General features: G+C 39.1%; 12 protein-coding genes and 1 other annotated feature. All 12 genes read right to left on the bottom strand.

All coding sequences use genetic code 11. From position 1 onward, the window contains the following. Positions 1 to 37 precede the first annotated feature (37 nt). On the bottom strand, positions 38 to 1,225 hold the full coding sequence (gene tuf / locus MHI40_RS18615) for an elongation factor Tu (RefSeq protein WP_093537867.1): 1,188 nt from the start codon (positions 1,223 to 1,225) through the stop codon (positions 38 to 40). A gap of 116 nt (positions 1,226 to 1,341) precedes the next feature. Beyond that, complete coding sequence (gene fusA, locus MHI40_RS18620) at positions 1,342 to 3,420, bottom strand: elongation factor G (RefSeq protein WP_093537868.1); 2,079 nt, start codon at positions 3,418 to 3,420, stop codon at positions 1,342 to 1,344. Between the two features lie 62 nt (positions 3,421 to 3,482). Then, positions 3,483 to 3,953: a 30S ribosomal protein S7 gene (gene rpsG / locus MHI40_RS18625; RefSeq protein WP_093537869.1), complete on the bottom strand. Its 471-nt coding sequence runs from the start codon at positions 3,951 to 3,953 to the stop codon at positions 3,483 to 3,485. Positions 3,954 to 3,994: 41 nt separating this feature from the next. After that, complete coding sequence (gene rpsL / locus MHI40_RS18630; protein ID WP_093537870.1) at positions 3,995 to 4,417, bottom strand: 30S ribosomal protein S12; 423 nt, start codon at positions 4,415 to 4,417, stop codon at positions 3,995 to 3,997. Between the two features lie 98 nt (positions 4,418 to 4,515). Beyond that, the gene (locus tag MHI40_RS18635; protein WP_093537871.1) at positions 4,516 to 4,764 is read right to left on the bottom strand and encodes a ribosomal L7Ae/L30e/S12e/Gadd45 family protein; all 249 of its coding nucleotides are present in this window, start codon (positions 4,762 to 4,764) and stop codon (positions 4,516 to 4,518) included. 135 nt (positions 4,765 to 4,899) lie between these two features. After that, entirely contained in the window at positions 4,900 to 8,502 is a 3,603-nt protein-coding gene (rpoC, locus tag MHI40_RS18640; RefSeq protein WP_340764091.1) for a DNA-directed RNA polymerase subunit beta', read from the bottom strand. Positions 8,503 to 8,640: 138 nt separating this feature from the next. After that, positions 8,641 to 12,195 (bottom strand): DNA-directed RNA polymerase subunit beta, encoded by a 3,555-nt coding sequence (gene rpoB / locus MHI40_RS18645; RefSeq protein WP_093537873.1) that lies wholly within the window; start codon positions 12,193 to 12,195, stop codon positions 8,641 to 8,643. A gap of 219 nt (positions 12,196 to 12,414) precedes the next feature. Continuing rightward, on the bottom strand, positions 12,415 to 13,035 hold the full coding sequence (locus MHI40_RS18650; protein WP_093537874.1) for a class I SAM-dependent methyltransferase: 621 nt from the start codon (positions 13,033 to 13,035) through the stop codon (positions 12,415 to 12,417). A 77-nt stretch (positions 13,036 to 13,112) separates the two neighbouring features. Next, positions 13,113 to 13,475, bottom strand: coding sequence for a 50S ribosomal protein L7/L12 (gene rplL / locus MHI40_RS18655; RefSeq protein ID WP_093537875.1), 363 nt, complete (start codon positions 13,473 to 13,475; stop codon positions 13,113 to 13,115). Positions 13,476 to 13,545: 70 nt separating this feature from the next. Beyond that, entirely contained in the window at positions 13,546 to 14,046 is a 501-nt protein-coding gene (rplJ, locus tag MHI40_RS18660) for a 50S ribosomal protein L10 (protein ID WP_093537876.1), read from the bottom strand. A gap of 32 nt (positions 14,047 to 14,078) precedes the next feature. Continuing rightward, positions 14,079 to 14,222, bottom strand: a sequence feature (ribosomal protein L10 leader region). 42 nt (positions 14,223 to 14,264) lie between these two features. Then, positions 14,265 to 14,957, bottom strand: a complete 693-nt coding sequence (gene rplA, locus MHI40_RS18665; RefSeq protein ID WP_093537877.1) for a 50S ribosomal protein L1 — start codon at positions 14,955 to 14,957, stop codon at positions 14,265 to 14,267. A gap of 128 nt (positions 14,958 to 15,085) precedes the next feature. Further along, positions 15,086 to 15,511 carry a 50S ribosomal protein L11 gene (gene rplK, locus MHI40_RS18670; protein ID WP_139176005.1) on the bottom strand — a complete coding sequence of 142 codons (426 nt, stop codon included), beginning with the start codon at positions 15,509 to 15,511 and terminating at the stop codon, positions 15,086 to 15,088. Between the last annotated feature and the right edge of the window lie 168 nt (positions 15,512 to 15,679).

Raw genomic sequence — 15,679 nt, forward strand, 5'->3', positions numbered from 1 at the left:
CGTCGTCACGAGATGGTTTTTATATAAGAATTATAGATTACTTAGTGATAGTAGCAACTACACCAGCGCCTACAGTACGTCCACCCTCACGGATAGAGAATTTAGTACCTTCTTCGATAGCGATTGGTGAAATTAGAGATACTGTCATTTCGATGTTGTCTCCAGGCATAACCATTTCTACGCCTTCAGGTAAGTTACAAACACCAGTTACATCAGTTGTACGGAAGTAGAACTGAGGACGGTAGTTTGAGAAGAATGGAGTATGACGTCCACCCTCTTCTTTAGAAAGAACATAAACTTCAGCTTTGAAGTCTGTGTGTGGAGTAATTGTACCTGGTTTAGCTAAAACTTGACCACGTTGGATATCTTCACGAGCTACCCCACGAAGAAGAGCTCCGATGTTGTCTCCAGCTTCTGCATAGTCAAGAAGTTTACGGAACATTTCAACACCAGTTACAGTAGTTGATTTAGCTTCTTCTGTAATACCGATAATGTCTACAACGTCACCGATTTTAACTTGGCCACGTTCAACACGTCCTGTTGCAACTGTACCACGACCAGTGATTGAGAATACATCCTCAACTGGCATCATGAATGGTTTGTCAGTTTGACGTTCTGGTGTTGGGATATAGCTATCTACAGCGTCCATTAATTCAACGATTTTTTCTTCCCATTCTGCTTCGCCTTCAAGAGCTTTAAGAGCAGAACCTTTGATTACTGGAATGTCGTCGCCTGGGAAATCGTATTCAGAAAGAAGATCACGAACTTCCATTTCAACTAATTCTAGTAATTCTTCGTCGTCTACCATATCACATTTGTTCATGAATACAACTAGGTATGGAACACCTACTTGTTTAGATAAAAGAATGTGCTCACGAGTTTGTGGCATTGGGCCATCAGCAGCAGATACTACTAAGATCCCACCATCCATTTGTGCTGCACCTGTGATCATGTTTTTAACATAGTCAGCATGTCCTGGGCAGTCAACGTGTGCGTAGTGACGAGTTTCAGTTTCATACTCAACATGTGAAGTATTGATAGTGATACCGCGTTCTTTTTCTTCAGGTGCATTATCGATATCAGCGTAAGACTTAGCTGTTCCACCCATTTTTTTAGAAAGAACTGTTGCGATAGCAGCAGTTAGAGTTGTTTTACCATGGTCAACGTGTCCGATAGTACCAACGTTAGCATGTGTTTTGGAGCGGTCAAATTTTTCTTTAGCCATTAGAGAAGTCCTCCTCAGTAATTGTATGATTTTTTATTATAAAAGTAAGGGACTAAACGCCCCTTAACTTTCATAGACTACAAATTAGTTATACTTTAAATTTGGTGATAATTCAATTATTCACCTTTATTTTTTTTGATAATTTCTTCAGAAATTGATTTCGGAACATCTTCATAGTGATCGAATGTCATTGAGAAGACTCCGCGTCCTTGCGTATTAGAACGTAAAGACGTTGCATATCCGAACATTTCAGCAAGCGGAACCATTGAACGCACTACTTGTGCATTTCCGCGAGCGTCCATACCTTCAACGCGACCACGACGAGAAGTGATATCACCCATGATGTCTCCTAAATATTCTTCAGGAATAACAACTTCAACTTTCATGATAGGCTCAAGAATTACTGGGTTTACTTTAGATACAGCATTTTTCAATGCCATAGAAGCAGCAACTTTGAAGGCCATCTCATTGGAGTCAACGTCATGATATGATCCGTCGTATAATTTTGCTTTAATATCGATTAATGGATATCCAGCAAGTACACCATTGTTAAGTGAGTCACGAAGACCTGCCTCAACAGCTGGAATGTATTCACGTGGAACTACCCCACCGACAACAGCATTTTCAAACTCAAAGCCTTTTCCTTCTTCGTTTGGAGAGAATTCGATCCAAACGTGTCCGAATTGACCACGTCCACCTGATTGACGTACGAATTTACCTTCAACTTTAGCTGAAGAGCGGAAAGTTTCACGGTAAGATACTTGAGGAGCACCTACGTTAGCTTCTACTTTAAATTCGCGACGCATACGGTCAACTAAGATATCAAGGTGAAGTTCACCCATACCAGCGATAATAACTTGACCAGTTTCTTGGTCTGTATGAACGCGGAATGTAGGATCTTCTTCTGCTAATTTAACAAGAGCAGCACCCATTTTATCTTGGTCAGCTTTAGATTTTGGCTCAACTGATAACGAAATAACTGGCTCTGGGAATACCATAGACTCTAGAATTACTAAAGCTTTTTCATCACAAAGTGTATCACCAGTAGTAGTATCTTTTAGACCTACTGCTGCAGCGATATCTCCAGCATGTACTTCTGAAATCTCTGAACGAGAGTTCGCATGCATTTGTAGAATACGTCCTACACGCTCACGCTTACCTTTTGTTGAGTTTTGAACATATGATCCGGCTTGTAAAGTACCAGAATATACACGGAAGAATGTTAGTTTACCAACATAAGGATCCGTCATAACTTTAAATGCTAATGCAGAGAAAGGTTCTGAGTCATCCGAATGACGTAAAATTTCATCTTCGCTATCTGGGTCAGTACCAACCATAGCAGCAATATCAAGTGGTGATGGAAGGTATGCAACAACTGCGTCTAGAACTTTACGAACACCTTTGTTTTTGAATGCAGTACCACACACTACTGGATAGAACTCTACGTTTAGGGTACCTTTACGAATACCATTAACTAATTCTTCGTTCGTGATTTCTTCACCATTTAAATATTTATCCATTAAGTCTTCGTCAAGTTCAGAAACCGCTTCAACTAGTTTTTCACGGTATTCTTGTGCTTGAGCTTTGTACTCTTCTGGAATTTCTATTTCTTCCATATCAGTTCCTAAGTCATTAGGATACATAGTTGCTGTCATCGTAATTAAGTCAATAATTCCGTTGAATTCATCTTCTGCACCGATAGGTAATTGAATTGGATGAGCGTTAGCTTGTAAACGATCATGAAGCGTTCCTACAGAATAAAGGAAGTCCGCACCCATTTTATCCATTTTGTTAATGAAAACAATACGTGGTACGCCATAAGTTGTAGCTTGACGCCATACTGTTTCAGTTTGTGGTTCAACACCAGATTGAGCATCTAGTACTGTAACCGCACCATCAAGTACACGAAGTGAACGTTCAACTTCAACAGTGAAGTCTACGTGTCCAGGTGTATCGATGATATTTACACGGTGATTATCCCAAGCAGCTGTTGTTGCAGCAGAAGTAATCGTAATTCCACGTTCTTGTTCTTGCTCCATCCAGTCCATCTGTGATGCACCTTCATGAGTTTCCCCGATTTTGTGGATTTTACCAGTGTAGTATAGAATACGCTCCGTAGTAGTAGTTTTACCAGCATCGATGTGAGCCATGATACCGATATTACGTGTTTTTTCTAAGGAGAACTCTCTAGCCATATTGTATTTCTCCTTCCATAGTCGGATTAGAGTATAGTTTTATAATAATATTAAAAAAGATTCTACCAACGGTAGTGAGCGAATGCTTTGTTAGCTTCAGCCATTTTGTGTATATCTTCACGTTTTTTAACTGATGAACCAGTATTGTTAGATGCATCAAGAATTTCGTTAGCTAAACGTTCTTCCATCGTTTTTTCTCCACGAAGACGTGAATAGTTTACTAAGTAACGAAGACCTAGTGTTGAACGACGATCAGGACGTACTTCAACTGGTACTTGATAGTTAGCACCACCAACACGGCGAGCACGAACTTCTAGAACTGGCATTACATTGTTTAGGGCAGCTTCAAATACTTCTAATGGATCTTTACCAGAACGTTCTTTTACAAGTTCAAACGCTCCGTATAGAATTTTTTGAGAAGTACCTCTTTTACCATCAACCATCAATTTATTGATTAAACGAGTTACTAGTTTTGAATTGTAAATTGGATCTGGTAACACGTCACGTTTGGAAACAGGACCTTTACGAGGCATGTGTTTTCCTCCTTTCGACGAATGTCAAATTATTAATTATATTATTTTTTTGCTGCTTTAGGGCGTTTAGCGCCATAAAGTGAACGACTTTGCATACGACCAGTAACACCAGCTGTATCAAGAGCACCACGTACGATATGGTAACGTACTCCTGGTAAATCTTTTACTTTTCCTCCGCGGATAAGTACAACACTATGTTCTTGTAGGTTGTGTCCTTCTCCTGGAATATAAGCAGTAACCTCTAACGTATTAGTTAAACGTACACGCGCATATTTACGAAGTGCTGAGTTAGGTTTTTTCGGCGTCATAGTACCAACACGAGTACAAACCCCACGTTTTTGTGGAGAGTTTAAGTTAGTACCAGCCTTTTTGAAGCTGTTATAACCTTTCCCTAGTGCAGGAGACTTTGATTTCGTGATTTTGGATTGACGAGGCTTACGTACTAATTGGTTAATTGTAGGCATCGATTATTCCTCCCTTCATTTGTTCTTGTTAATACCACACATCCAGGTGGTTCATTTTTTGGGTAAAAACAAAGTCTTTGTGATTTACACAAAAACTGTTACACAGTAATAGCTACTACTGACGCCGCTAAGCGCAGTCCACAAGCCTTACCAAGATCTACTTTAGACTCAACATAGTTAATTGAAACATTGTTTTCTTGTGCTGTTGTTCGTGCTAGTTCAATGATTCTCTCTTCTATATCTAGTGCAATATAAACTTCTTTGACAAGCCCTTTTTTCATTGCTTTTACTGCTTGCTTTGTACCTATGATTGTTTCTTTCGCTTGTTTCACTTTTTCATAAGACATTTGCATATCCTCCAAAGGGTACAAGTCAAATAACTATCAACCTTAAATATATTATCACTCATTGAAAAATGTGTCAACAGTAATTATAAAATACTAGGGAGAAATAAAACTTCTTCTCCCTAATATTCAATTGTTTTACTCTGCGTTAACTAACTCTTTTCCAGAATCTGCTTCGTTGTCCGTGATTTTAATTTGGCGATAACGTTGCATACCTGTACCAGCTGGAACTAGTTTACCGATAATTACGTTTTCTTTCAAGCCTAATAATTCATCACGTTTCCCTTTAATCGCTGCGTCTGTTAAGACACGAGTCGTTTCTTGGAACGATGCTGCAGATAAGAATGATTCTGTTTCAAGTGAAGCTTTAGTAATACCAAGGATAACTGGACGACAAGTTGCAGGGATTTTACCTTGTAAAACTGCTTCTTTGTTCGCTTCAGCAAATTGATGGATATCTAGTAGTGATCCTGGAAGTAGGTCTGTTTCCCCAGCTTCAATCACACGTACTTTACGAAGCATTTGGCGTACCATAACTTCGATGTGTTTATCCCCGATTTCTACCCCTTGCATACGGTAAACTTTTTGTACTTCTTTTAATAAGTACTCTTGAACAGTTGAAACATCTTTAACTCTCAACAATTCTTTAGGATCTATAGAACCTTCTGTTAAAACTTGACCACGATGCATTGTATCGTTTAGTTGTACTTTTAAACGAGCATTGTATGGTGCCAAATATTTACGAGTTTCTACATTCCCTTGAATTGTAATTTCTTTTTGGCCTTCTCTAATTTCATCAATTTCAGTAACAGTTCCTGAGATTTCAGATATAACAGCTTGCCCTTTAGGATTACGTGCTTCAAAAATTTCTTGGATACGCGGAAGACCTTGAGTAATATCGTCTCCTGCAACCCCACCTGTATGGAATGTACGCATTGTTAACTGAGTACCTGGTTCACCAATTGATTGAGCTGCTATAATACCGACTGCTTCTCCTACTTCAACTGTGTCACCTGTAGCTAAGTTTAAGCCGTAACATTTTTTACAAACACCATGTTTTGTATTACAAGTAAATGCTGAGCGAATTGTTAACTCATTAATACCTGCTTCTTCAATAACACGAGCGACGTCTTGTGTGATTAACCCGTCTTTTTCTAGAATCAGTTCATTTGTAGTTGGATGGAAAATTGTTTTCTTCGTATGACGACCGACAATACGTTCGCCAAACTCTTCAATAACTTCCGTACCTTCCATAAGTGAACCAATTAATAATCCGCGGTCCGTTCCACAATCTTCTTCACGTACAATAACATCTTGTGCAACGTCTACTAGACGACGAGTTAAGTAACCTGAATCGGCAGTTTTAAGAGCTGTATCGGCAAGACCTTTACGAGCACCATGTGTAGAGATGAAGTATTCAAGTACTGTTAAACCTTCACGGAATGATGACTTGATCGGAAGTTCAATAATACGACCGGCCGGATTGGCCATAAGTCCACGCATACCTGCAAGTTGAGTAAAGTTAGATGCATTACCACGGGCACCTGAGTCACTCATCATGTAGATTGGGTTCATATGATCCAGTGTTTTCATCAGTCTATCTTGAATAACTTCTTTTGCTTTACTCCAATGTCCAATAACACTTGCATAACGCTCTTCTTCCGTGATTAGACCACGACGGAATTGCTTGATAACTTTATCTACTTTACTTTGTGCTTCTTCAAGAATTTCACCTTTGTCTGGAAGTACTACGATATCAGAAATACCAATTGTAATACCAGCTTTAGTAGAGTATTTAAATCCTAGGGCTTTCATGCGATCAAGCATTTTCGACGTTTCTGTAATATGGAAACGTTTAAATACTTCTGCGATGATATTTCCAAGAATTTTCTTCTTGAATGGCTCTACAAGTTCCATAGACTCGATATGCTTTTTAACATCTGTAATTGTTGGAACAAAATATTTCTCCGGAGTTTCAATTTGTAGATTGAAATCTGTCGGTTCATTAATGTATGGGAACGTTGCTGGAAGTATTTCATTGAAAATTACTTTACCTACAGTCGTTAACAATAGCATCTTGTTTTGTTCTTCTGTAAATGTTTGATTTTTTACAGATGCTGCTGATATTGCAATACGTGTATGCAAATGTACATGACCAGTATTATAAGCAATAAGCACTTCTTCTGGCCCGTAGAACGTTGTACCTTGGCCCATTGCACCTTTACGCTCAAGTGTTAAGTAATAGTTTCCTAAAACCATATCTTGAGATGGTGTAACAACTGGTTTACCATCTTTCGGGTTCAAAATGTTTTGTGCTGCTAGCATTAGTAAACGAGCTTCAGCTTGCGCTTCAGCAGATAAAGGTACGTGAACAGCCATTTGGTCACCATCAAAGTCAGCATTATATGCTGTACATACTAGAGGATGAAGGCGAATTGCGCGTCCTTCTACTAATGTTGGTTCAAAAGCTTGAATACCAAGACGGTGAAGAGTAGGGGCACGGTTAAGTAGCACCGGATGCTCTCTAATAACATCTTCTAATACATCCCATACTTCAGCATGCATACGTTCAATTTTACGTTTTGCACTCTTAATGTTGTGGGCTAAACCACGTTCAACAAGTTCTTTCATCACAAATGGTTTGAATAATTCAATCGCCATTTCTTTTGGAAGTCCACATTGATACATTTTCAAGTTTGGTCCTACTACGATAACCGAACGACCAGAGTAGTCAACACGTTTACCTAGTAGATTTTGACGGAAACGACCTTGCTTCCCTTTTAACATATGTGAAAGTGATTTTAATGGACGGTTACCTGGCCCAGTTACCGGACGGCCACGACGACCATTATCAATCAATGCATCTACAGCTTCTTGTAACATACGCTTCTCATTTTGAACAATAATATTAGGAGCGCCAAGATCTAATAGACGTTTTAAACGGTTATTACGGTTAATAACACGACGATATAAATCATTTAAATCTGATGTAGCAAAGCGTCCACCATCTAATTGAACCATCGGACGTAATTCTGGAGGAATTACTGGTAGAACATCTAAAATCATCCAGTCAGGTTTGTTTCCTGAGTTACGGAAAGATTCTACAACTTCTAAACGTTTAATCGCACGTGTACGACGTTGACCTTGAGCTGTTTTCAACTCTTCTTTTAAATGCTCTGTTTCACTTTCTAAATCAATTTCAGTAAGTAAACGCTTGATAGCTTCAGCACCCATTGCAGCTTGGAATTTAGTACCAAACTTATCGCGATATGCACGGTACTCTTTTTCTGAAAGCAATTGTTTCTTTTCAAGAGGCGTGTCTGCTGGTTCTATTACTACGTAAGAAGCAAAGTAAATTACTTCTTCTAGTGATCTTGGAGACATATCCAAAAGTAGACCCATACGACTTGGAATCCCTTTGAAATACCAAATATGTGACACAGGAGCAGCTAGTTCGATGTGACCCATACGCTCACGACGTACTTTTGAACGTGTTACTTCTACTCCACAACGATCACATACAACACCTTTATAACGAACGCGTTTATATTTTCCGCAATGACATTCCCAGTCTTTTGTAGGACCAAAAATACGTTCACAGAACAAACCGTCTTTTTCAGGTTTTAATGTACGATAGTTAATTGTTTCAGGTTTTTTTACTTCTCCATAAGACCATGAACGGATTTTATCAGGTGAAGCTAAACCAATTTTCATATACTCAAAATTATTAACGTCTATCAAGGAGCCTACCTCCCTTTAGTCTTGTGTCTTTTAAAAGACTTTTCCAAGTAGCTCTGCATTATGCAATTTTATACGGAAACACGGACAGGCATCACCTGTCCGGTTTTTATTATGCTATCTATGCGCAATTACGCTTTTTTATTCTACTGTACTAACTGGTTCCTCTTCTGTTGCAATCGGTAGTATACCAAGTGCATCAGCTGCTGGAATGTCATCATCTTCATCTAAATCGCGAAGCTCAATTTCTTCTTCGTCAATTGTAAGCATTTTAACATCCATACCTAGACTTTGTAGCTCTTTTATCAATACTTTGAATGATTCAGGAACTCCTGGTTCTGGTACACTCTCCCCTTTAACGATTGCTTCATATGTTTTCACACGTCCAACAACGTCATCGGATTTAACTGTTAAAATTTCTTGTAACGTATAAGCGGCACCATAAGCTTCTAGTGCCCATACTTCCATTTCACCGAAACGTTGTCCACCAAATTGCGCTTTTCCTCCTAGAGGTTGTTGCGTAACAAGTGAATAAGGTCCAGTAGAACGTGCATGTAACTTATCATCTACCATGTGGGCAAGTTTAATCATATACATAACCCCAACAGATACGCGGTTATCAAATGGTTCACCTGAGCGCCCGTCATACAGGATAGTTTTACCGTCACGATTAAGTCCAGCTTCTTCCATTGTGTTCCAAACGTCTTCTTCGTTAGCACCATCAAATACTGGTGATGCCATATGAACGCCAAGTAATTTAGAAGCCATACCTAAATGGAGTTCTAGTACTTGCCCGATGTTCATACGAGAAGGTACCCCAAGTGGATTTAACATGATATCTACTGGTGTGCCGTCTGGAAGGAATGGCATATCTTCTTCAGGAAGAATACGCGAGATAACACCTTTGTTACCATGACGTCCGGCCATTTTATCCCCAACGGAGATTTTACGTTTTTGAACGATATAAGCACGAACTAATTGGTTAACACCTGGAGATAACTCATCGCCATCTTCACGATTAAATACTTTTACATCTAATACAATCCCGCCAGCACCATGTGGAACACGTAGGGATGTATCTCTAACTTCACGAGCCTTTTCACCGAAAATTGCGTGTAGTAAACGTTCTTCAGCTGTTAGTTCTGTAACACCTTTAGGCGTTACTTTCCCAACAAGAATGTCTCCGTCACGAACTTCTGCACCAATACGGATAATTCCACGGTCGTCCAAGTTACGCAATGCGTCTTCACCGACATTTGGAATATCTCTCGTAATTTCTTCTGGCCCAAGCTTTGTATCACGTGATTCTGATTCATACTCTTCAATATGCACTGAAGTATATACATCATCTTTCACTAGACGTTCACTCATAATTACGGCATCTTCATAGTTGTACCCATCCCATGTCATGAAAGCTACTAGAACATTACGTCCTAAAGCAAGCTCTCCTTGTTCCATAGAAGGACCATCTGCAAGAATATCCAGAGGTTTAACACGATCACCAATTTTTACAATTGGACGTTGGTTTATAGATGTCCCGTGATTTGAACGCTCAAATTTATGAACTTTATAAGATGTTAAATCACCTTTAACTTCTTTGCCATCCACTTCTTCGATACGTCTAACACGAATTTCTTTTGCTTCTACGTGTTCAACAATACCATCGAATTTTGCAATAACTGCAGCACCTGAGTCACGAGCGTTTACATGTTCCATACCAGTTCCAACAAATGGAGCTTCTGGGTTTAATAATGGAACAGCTTGACGCTGCATGTTCGCTCCCATAAGAGCACGGTTGGAGTCATCGTTTTCCAAGAACGGAATACATGCTGTCGCAGCAGAAACAACTTGTTTCGGCGAAACGTCCATGTAGTCAATTTGTTCTTTTCTAAATACGGTGTTATCTCCACGGAAACGACCTACTACTTCTTCTTTAAGGAATGCTCCTTCTTCAGATAATGGAGAGTTTGCTTGTGCTACCACATAGTTATCCTCTTCATCCGCAGTTAAATAGTCGATTCGTGATGTAACTAAGCCGGTCTCAGGATCAACACGGCGATATGGTGTTTCTATAAATCCAAATTTATTTACTTTCGCAAAACTGGAAAGTGAGTTTATAAGTCCAATGTTTGGTCCCTCAGGCGTTTCAATTGGACACATACGACCATAGTGAGAGTAATGTACGTCACGTACTTCAAATCCTGCACGCTCACGTGTTAAACCACCGGGTCCAAGCGCCGATAGACGCCGTTTATGCGTCAACTCAGCTAGCGGGTTTGTTTGATCCATAAACTGAGATAATTGCGAGCTACCAAAGAATTCTTTAATAGATGCAATAACTGGACGTATATTGATTAGTTGTTGTGGGACGATAGATTGTGTGTCGTTAATAGACATACGCTCACGTACTACACGTTCCATACGTGAAAGACCAATACGGAACTGATTTTGTAGTAACTCGCCTACAGAACGTAAACGACGGTTACCTAGATGATCAATATCATCCGTGTTCCCAACGTTAAATAACAGGTTAAAGAAGTAACCAATTGATGAAACAATGTCAGCTGGCGTAATATTTTTCACTTCTGTTTCTACATAAGCGTTACTTATTACGTTAACTTCTTTTTGTTCTTCATCATTCGGCGCATAAATTTTAATCGATTGGATTGTAATATCATCCTCTAAGACACCACCTACTTGAGATAATGTTTTAAAGCCAATACCATTTTCAAGATGAGGAATTAGGCGATCTAGTACACGACGATCAATTAATGTACCCGCTTCTACTAAAATCTCTCCTGTTTCCGGATCCACTAGCGTTTCCGCTATTGTTTGGTTAAACAAGCGATTTTTAATATGCAATTTTTTATTCATTTTGTAACGACCAACGTTCGCTAAATCATAGCGTTTTGGGTCAAAGAAGCGAGAGTATAGTAAGCTCTTTGCACTTTCCACAGTTGGTGGTTCACCAGGACGTAGACGCTCATAGATTTCCAATAACGCTTTTTCAGGCGTTTCTGTATTATCTTTTTCTAGCGTGTTACGTAAATATTCGTTGTCACCAATTAAATCGATAATCTCTTGATCTGTTCCAAAGCCTAAAGCGCGAAGTAAAACAGTAACTGGTAATTTACGTGTACGATCAATACGAACGTATACTACATCTTTTGCATCAATTTCGTATTCTAACCAAGCACCACGGTTAGGTATTACTGTTGATCCAAAACCTTTTTTACCATTTTTGTCTGTTTTATCATGGAAGTAAACACTTGGTGAGCGGACTAACTGAGATACGATTACGCGCTCAGCTCCGTTAATAACGAAAGTTCCAGTTTCAGTCATTAGTGGGAAATCACCCATAAAGACATCTTGTTCTTTCACTTCGTCCGTTTCTTTGTTGTGGAGACGTACTTTTACGCGAAGTGGTGCTGCGTATGTTGCGTCACGTTCTTTGGATTCGTCGACCGAATACTTCGGTTCATTTAAACTATAGTCGACAAATTCAAGTGATAGATTGCCTGTAAAGTCCTCGATTGGTGAAATATCCTTAAACATTTCACGTAAACCTTCCTCAAGGAACCATTCATAAGATGCCGTCTGAATTTCAATTAGATTCGGAAGTTCTAGCACCTCACTAATACGCGCAAAACTTCTGCGCTGGCGGTGTTGTCCGTATTGAACTAGTTGACCTGTCAACTCATTCACCCCTCAATTAAAGCGATATTAGGTCTTTTCGATATGAACATTTTGGTGTATGATATCGAAAGACAAAAAGAAAACGAGTTCTTAACAAGAGCTCATTTTCGATTAACCAAACTTTTTCTCGGCCAGTATACCCATTTGTATGACTTCTCATTCAAAAGGGCCAAAAGGGCATACGTCCTCAAAATAATAATTTTGCATTTTCTTATAATATCATAGCGATTTTGTCAAGTCAATCTTTGTAGCTTTGATAATCCAATAACCTCTAGCCTTATCAACAAGGTCTACTTGACCAAAAATCTCTTCTAAATAACTAAAAGTTGATGGTGCCCCTTGTTTCTTTTGAATCACAATCCACAATTCTCCCTTTGAAACTAACTTTTCATAAGATTCATTATAGAAACGAAAAATAGTTTCTTTCCCAGCGCGAATCGGTGGATTAGTTATAATAGCCGCAAAGTTCGCAGTGTCAACCGCTGACAATCCATCACTTTCATAGATTCGTACATTTTGTATCCCGTTAGCAGCAGCATTTTTTTCTGCAAGTTGGATTGCACGTGTGTTAACATCTACCAAATGAACTGTTCTTCTCTCATTTGCTTTTGCAATAGAAAGACCTATCGGGCCATATCCACAACCTATATCTAAAATTGGACCTTCTAGATCTGGAGCTTCAAAAGCATCGATTAATACACGGGAGCCAAAATCTACTTCGCTCTTACTAAATACACCTGCATCTGTTTCAAATCGAAAATTATGCCCAAGCAATGTGAAATTCCAATGGCGTGGTTTGCTTTCCGTTTGAGGTTTCCTAGAGTAATAATGATCAGACACCAAATCACCCTCCATAATACATACGAAGAAAAGCCCGTCGTTTGCAGACGAGCTTTTTTCTTCGAACTGTACAAAAATTACTTAACTTCTACGCCTGCGCCAACTTCTTCAAGTTGTGTTTTGAAAGCTTCTGCTTCGTCTTTAGAAATGCCTTCTTTAAGTGCTTTAGGAGCATTGTCAACTAATTCTTTAGCTTCTTTTAATCCTAAACCAGTGATTTCACGAACCACTTTGATTACTTTAATTTTTTGATCTCCAGCAGATGTAAGAAGTACATCAAACTCAGTTTTTTCTTCAGCAGCAGCAGCTCCGCCACCAGCAGCCATTGCCATTGGAGCAGCAGCAGTAACACCGAATTCTTCTTCAATTGCTTTTACTAAGTCGTTTAATTCAAGAACTGTCATTGATTTGATAGCTTCTAAGATTTGTTCGTTATTCATTTTATTTTCCTCCTATTATAGGTAATTTTAGGCTGTAAGCCCTTTTGTAGTTATTAAGCCGCGTAATAAATTATGCGCCTTGTTCTTCTTTTTGTTCTGCAACAGCTTTTGTTGCAAGCGCAAAGTTGCGCATTGGAGCTTGAAGTACTGAAAGAAGCATAGAAAGTAGTCCTTCGCGTGATGGAAGTTCCGCTAATGCTTTCACATCTTCAGCAGATGCTACAGTTCCTTCGATAATCCCAACTTTAATTTCAAGTTGTTCATTCTTTTTAGCAAAATCATTAATGATTTTAGCTGGTGCAATTACGTCATCGTTAGAAAATGCTACTGCGTTTGGACCAACAAGACTTTCGTTAATCCCATCAACTCCAGCAATTTCAGTTGCACGGCGTGTAAGTGAGTTTTTGTAAACTTTGAATTCCACACCTGCTTCACGAAGTTGTTTACGTAATTCTGTTACTTGTGACACGTTCAAACCGCGGTAGTCAACAACTACTACGGAAGCAGCAGCTTTAAACTTCTCTGCAATTTCTTGAACTTTTACTTTTTTCGTTTCGATTGCTTTGTTCATCTTGGCACCTCCTATAAGAATTGGCCATTTATACCGACAAAAGAAAAGCCTCTGTTCTACGAATAGACACAGAGGCAGAAAGTCATCATCTAAAAAGAATCTGAATTTACTTGTCCTCGGTAGGAAATTAAGCGATCTATCGCCCCTACTGTCTTCGGTACAAACGTATATTTAACAACAAAAGTCATCTTAACAGATAATCTTTTGAACGTCAACTATTATTTGATTGATTGAGCGTCAACTTTTACAGCTGGTCCCATAGTAGTCGTGATATTCACAGACTTCATATAAACACCTTTAGATGCTGCTGGCTTAGCTTTTTGAACTACTTCAAATACAGCTAAGAAGTTTTCTACTAATTTATCGTCTTCAAAAGAAACTTTACCGATAGGAGCGTGAATAATCCCTGCTTTGTCAGCACGGTATTCTACTTTACCAGCTTTAATCTCTTCGATAGCTTTAGTTACATCAAATGTAACTGTACCAGTTTTAGGGTTTGGCATTAAACCTTTTGGTCCAAGTACACGACCGATTTTACCAACTTCACCCATCATGTCAGGTGTAGCAACGATTACATCGAAGTCAAACCATCCTTGTTGGATTTTGTTAATATACTCAGTATCGCCTACATAGTCTGCTCCAGCAGCTTCTGCTTCTTTAAGCTTTTCGCCTTTAGCGAATACTAATACACGTTGAGTTTTACCAGTTCCGTTTGGAAGTACTACTGCTCCACGGATTTGTTGGTCATTTTTACGAGTATCGATTCCTAAACGAAAAGCAACTTCTACAGTTGCATCAAAGTTAACTGTGCTTGTTTTTTTCGCAAGCTCAACAGCTTCTTTAGCTGAATATAATTTTGAAGCTTCTACTAATTTAACTGCTTCTTGTAATTTTTTACCTTTGTTAGCCATTATAAATGTCCTCCTTGATAGTGGTTTTAGCGGAATAAACCTCCCACGTGTAAAGGTTGTAGTTATCCTTTATGAACAACTACAACCTCCCAAAAAACAATGCGTCATATCAAAATGCACATCAAGTATTAGTCTTCGATCGTAATACCCATGCTACGTGCAGTACCTTCAACCATTAACATAGCTGCTTCAACAGATGCTGCGTTTAAATCTGGCATTTTTTGTTCTGCAATTTCGCGAACTTTTTCACGTTTCACTGTCGCCACTTTTACGCGGTTTGGTTCACCTGATCCAGATTGAATACCTGCTGCTACTTTAAGTAACACTGCTGCCGGCGGAGTTTTTGTAATGAAAGTAAATGAACGATCTTCAAATACAGAAATTTCAACCGGAATGATTAGACCTGCTTGATCAGCAGTACGTGCGTTGAACTCCTTACAGAATCCCATGATGTTAACACCTGCTTGACCCAATGCTGGACCAACCGGCGGTGCTGGATTTGCTTTACCAGCAGGAATTTGTAATTTAACAACTTTAATCACTTTTTTAGCCACGAGACACACCTCCTTAAGTCCGTGATGTGGTAATTGGGTTGCCCCTCCCACTCAAATATCTGTCTCTCAGCTCTGCGCTGATAACATTAGAAAAATTAATACAGACTTATTTTCAGTCTGACCTTTGAAATGATATCATTCTTTTCCACCTTTAGCAAGTGGAAACGG

It is taken from the genome of Psychrobacillus sp. FSL H8-0510 (assembly GCF_038008345.1).
GTDB classification, from domain to species: Bacteria; Bacillota; Bacilli; order Bacillales_A; family Planococcaceae; genus Psychrobacillus; species Psychrobacillus psychrotolerans.

Excerpts from the sequence above, each read along its gene's own strand:
- rpsG (WP_093537869.1), bottom strand. The coding sequence starts at position 3,953 with ATGCCTCGTAAAGGTCCTGTTTCCAAACGTGACGTGTTACCAGATCCA.
- MHI40_RS18635 (WP_093537871.1), bottom strand. The coding sequence starts at position 4,764 with ATGTCTTATGAAAAAGTGAAACAAGCGAAAGAAACAATCATAGGTACA.
- rplL (WP_093537875.1), bottom strand. The coding sequence starts at position 13,475 with ATGAATAACGAACAAATCTTAGAAGCTATCAAATCAATGACAGTTCTT.
- tuf (WP_093537867.1), bottom strand. The coding sequence starts at position 1,225 with ATGGCTAAAGAAAAATTTGACCGCTCCAAAACACATGCTAACGTTGGT.
- rpsL (WP_093537870.1), bottom strand. The coding sequence starts at position 4,417 with ATGCCTACAATTAACCAATTAGTACGTAAGCCTCGTCAATCCAAAATC.
- rplJ (WP_093537876.1), bottom strand. The coding sequence starts at position 14,046 with ATGAACAAAGCAATCGAAACGAAAAAAGTAAAAGTTCAAGAAATTGCA.
- fusA (WP_093537868.1), bottom strand. The coding sequence starts at position 3,420 with ATGGCTAGAGAGTTCTCCTTAGAAAAAACACGTAATATCGGTATCATG.
- rplA (WP_093537877.1), bottom strand. The coding sequence starts at position 14,957 with ATGGCTAACAAAGGTAAAAAATTACAAGAAGCAGTTAAATTAGTAGAA.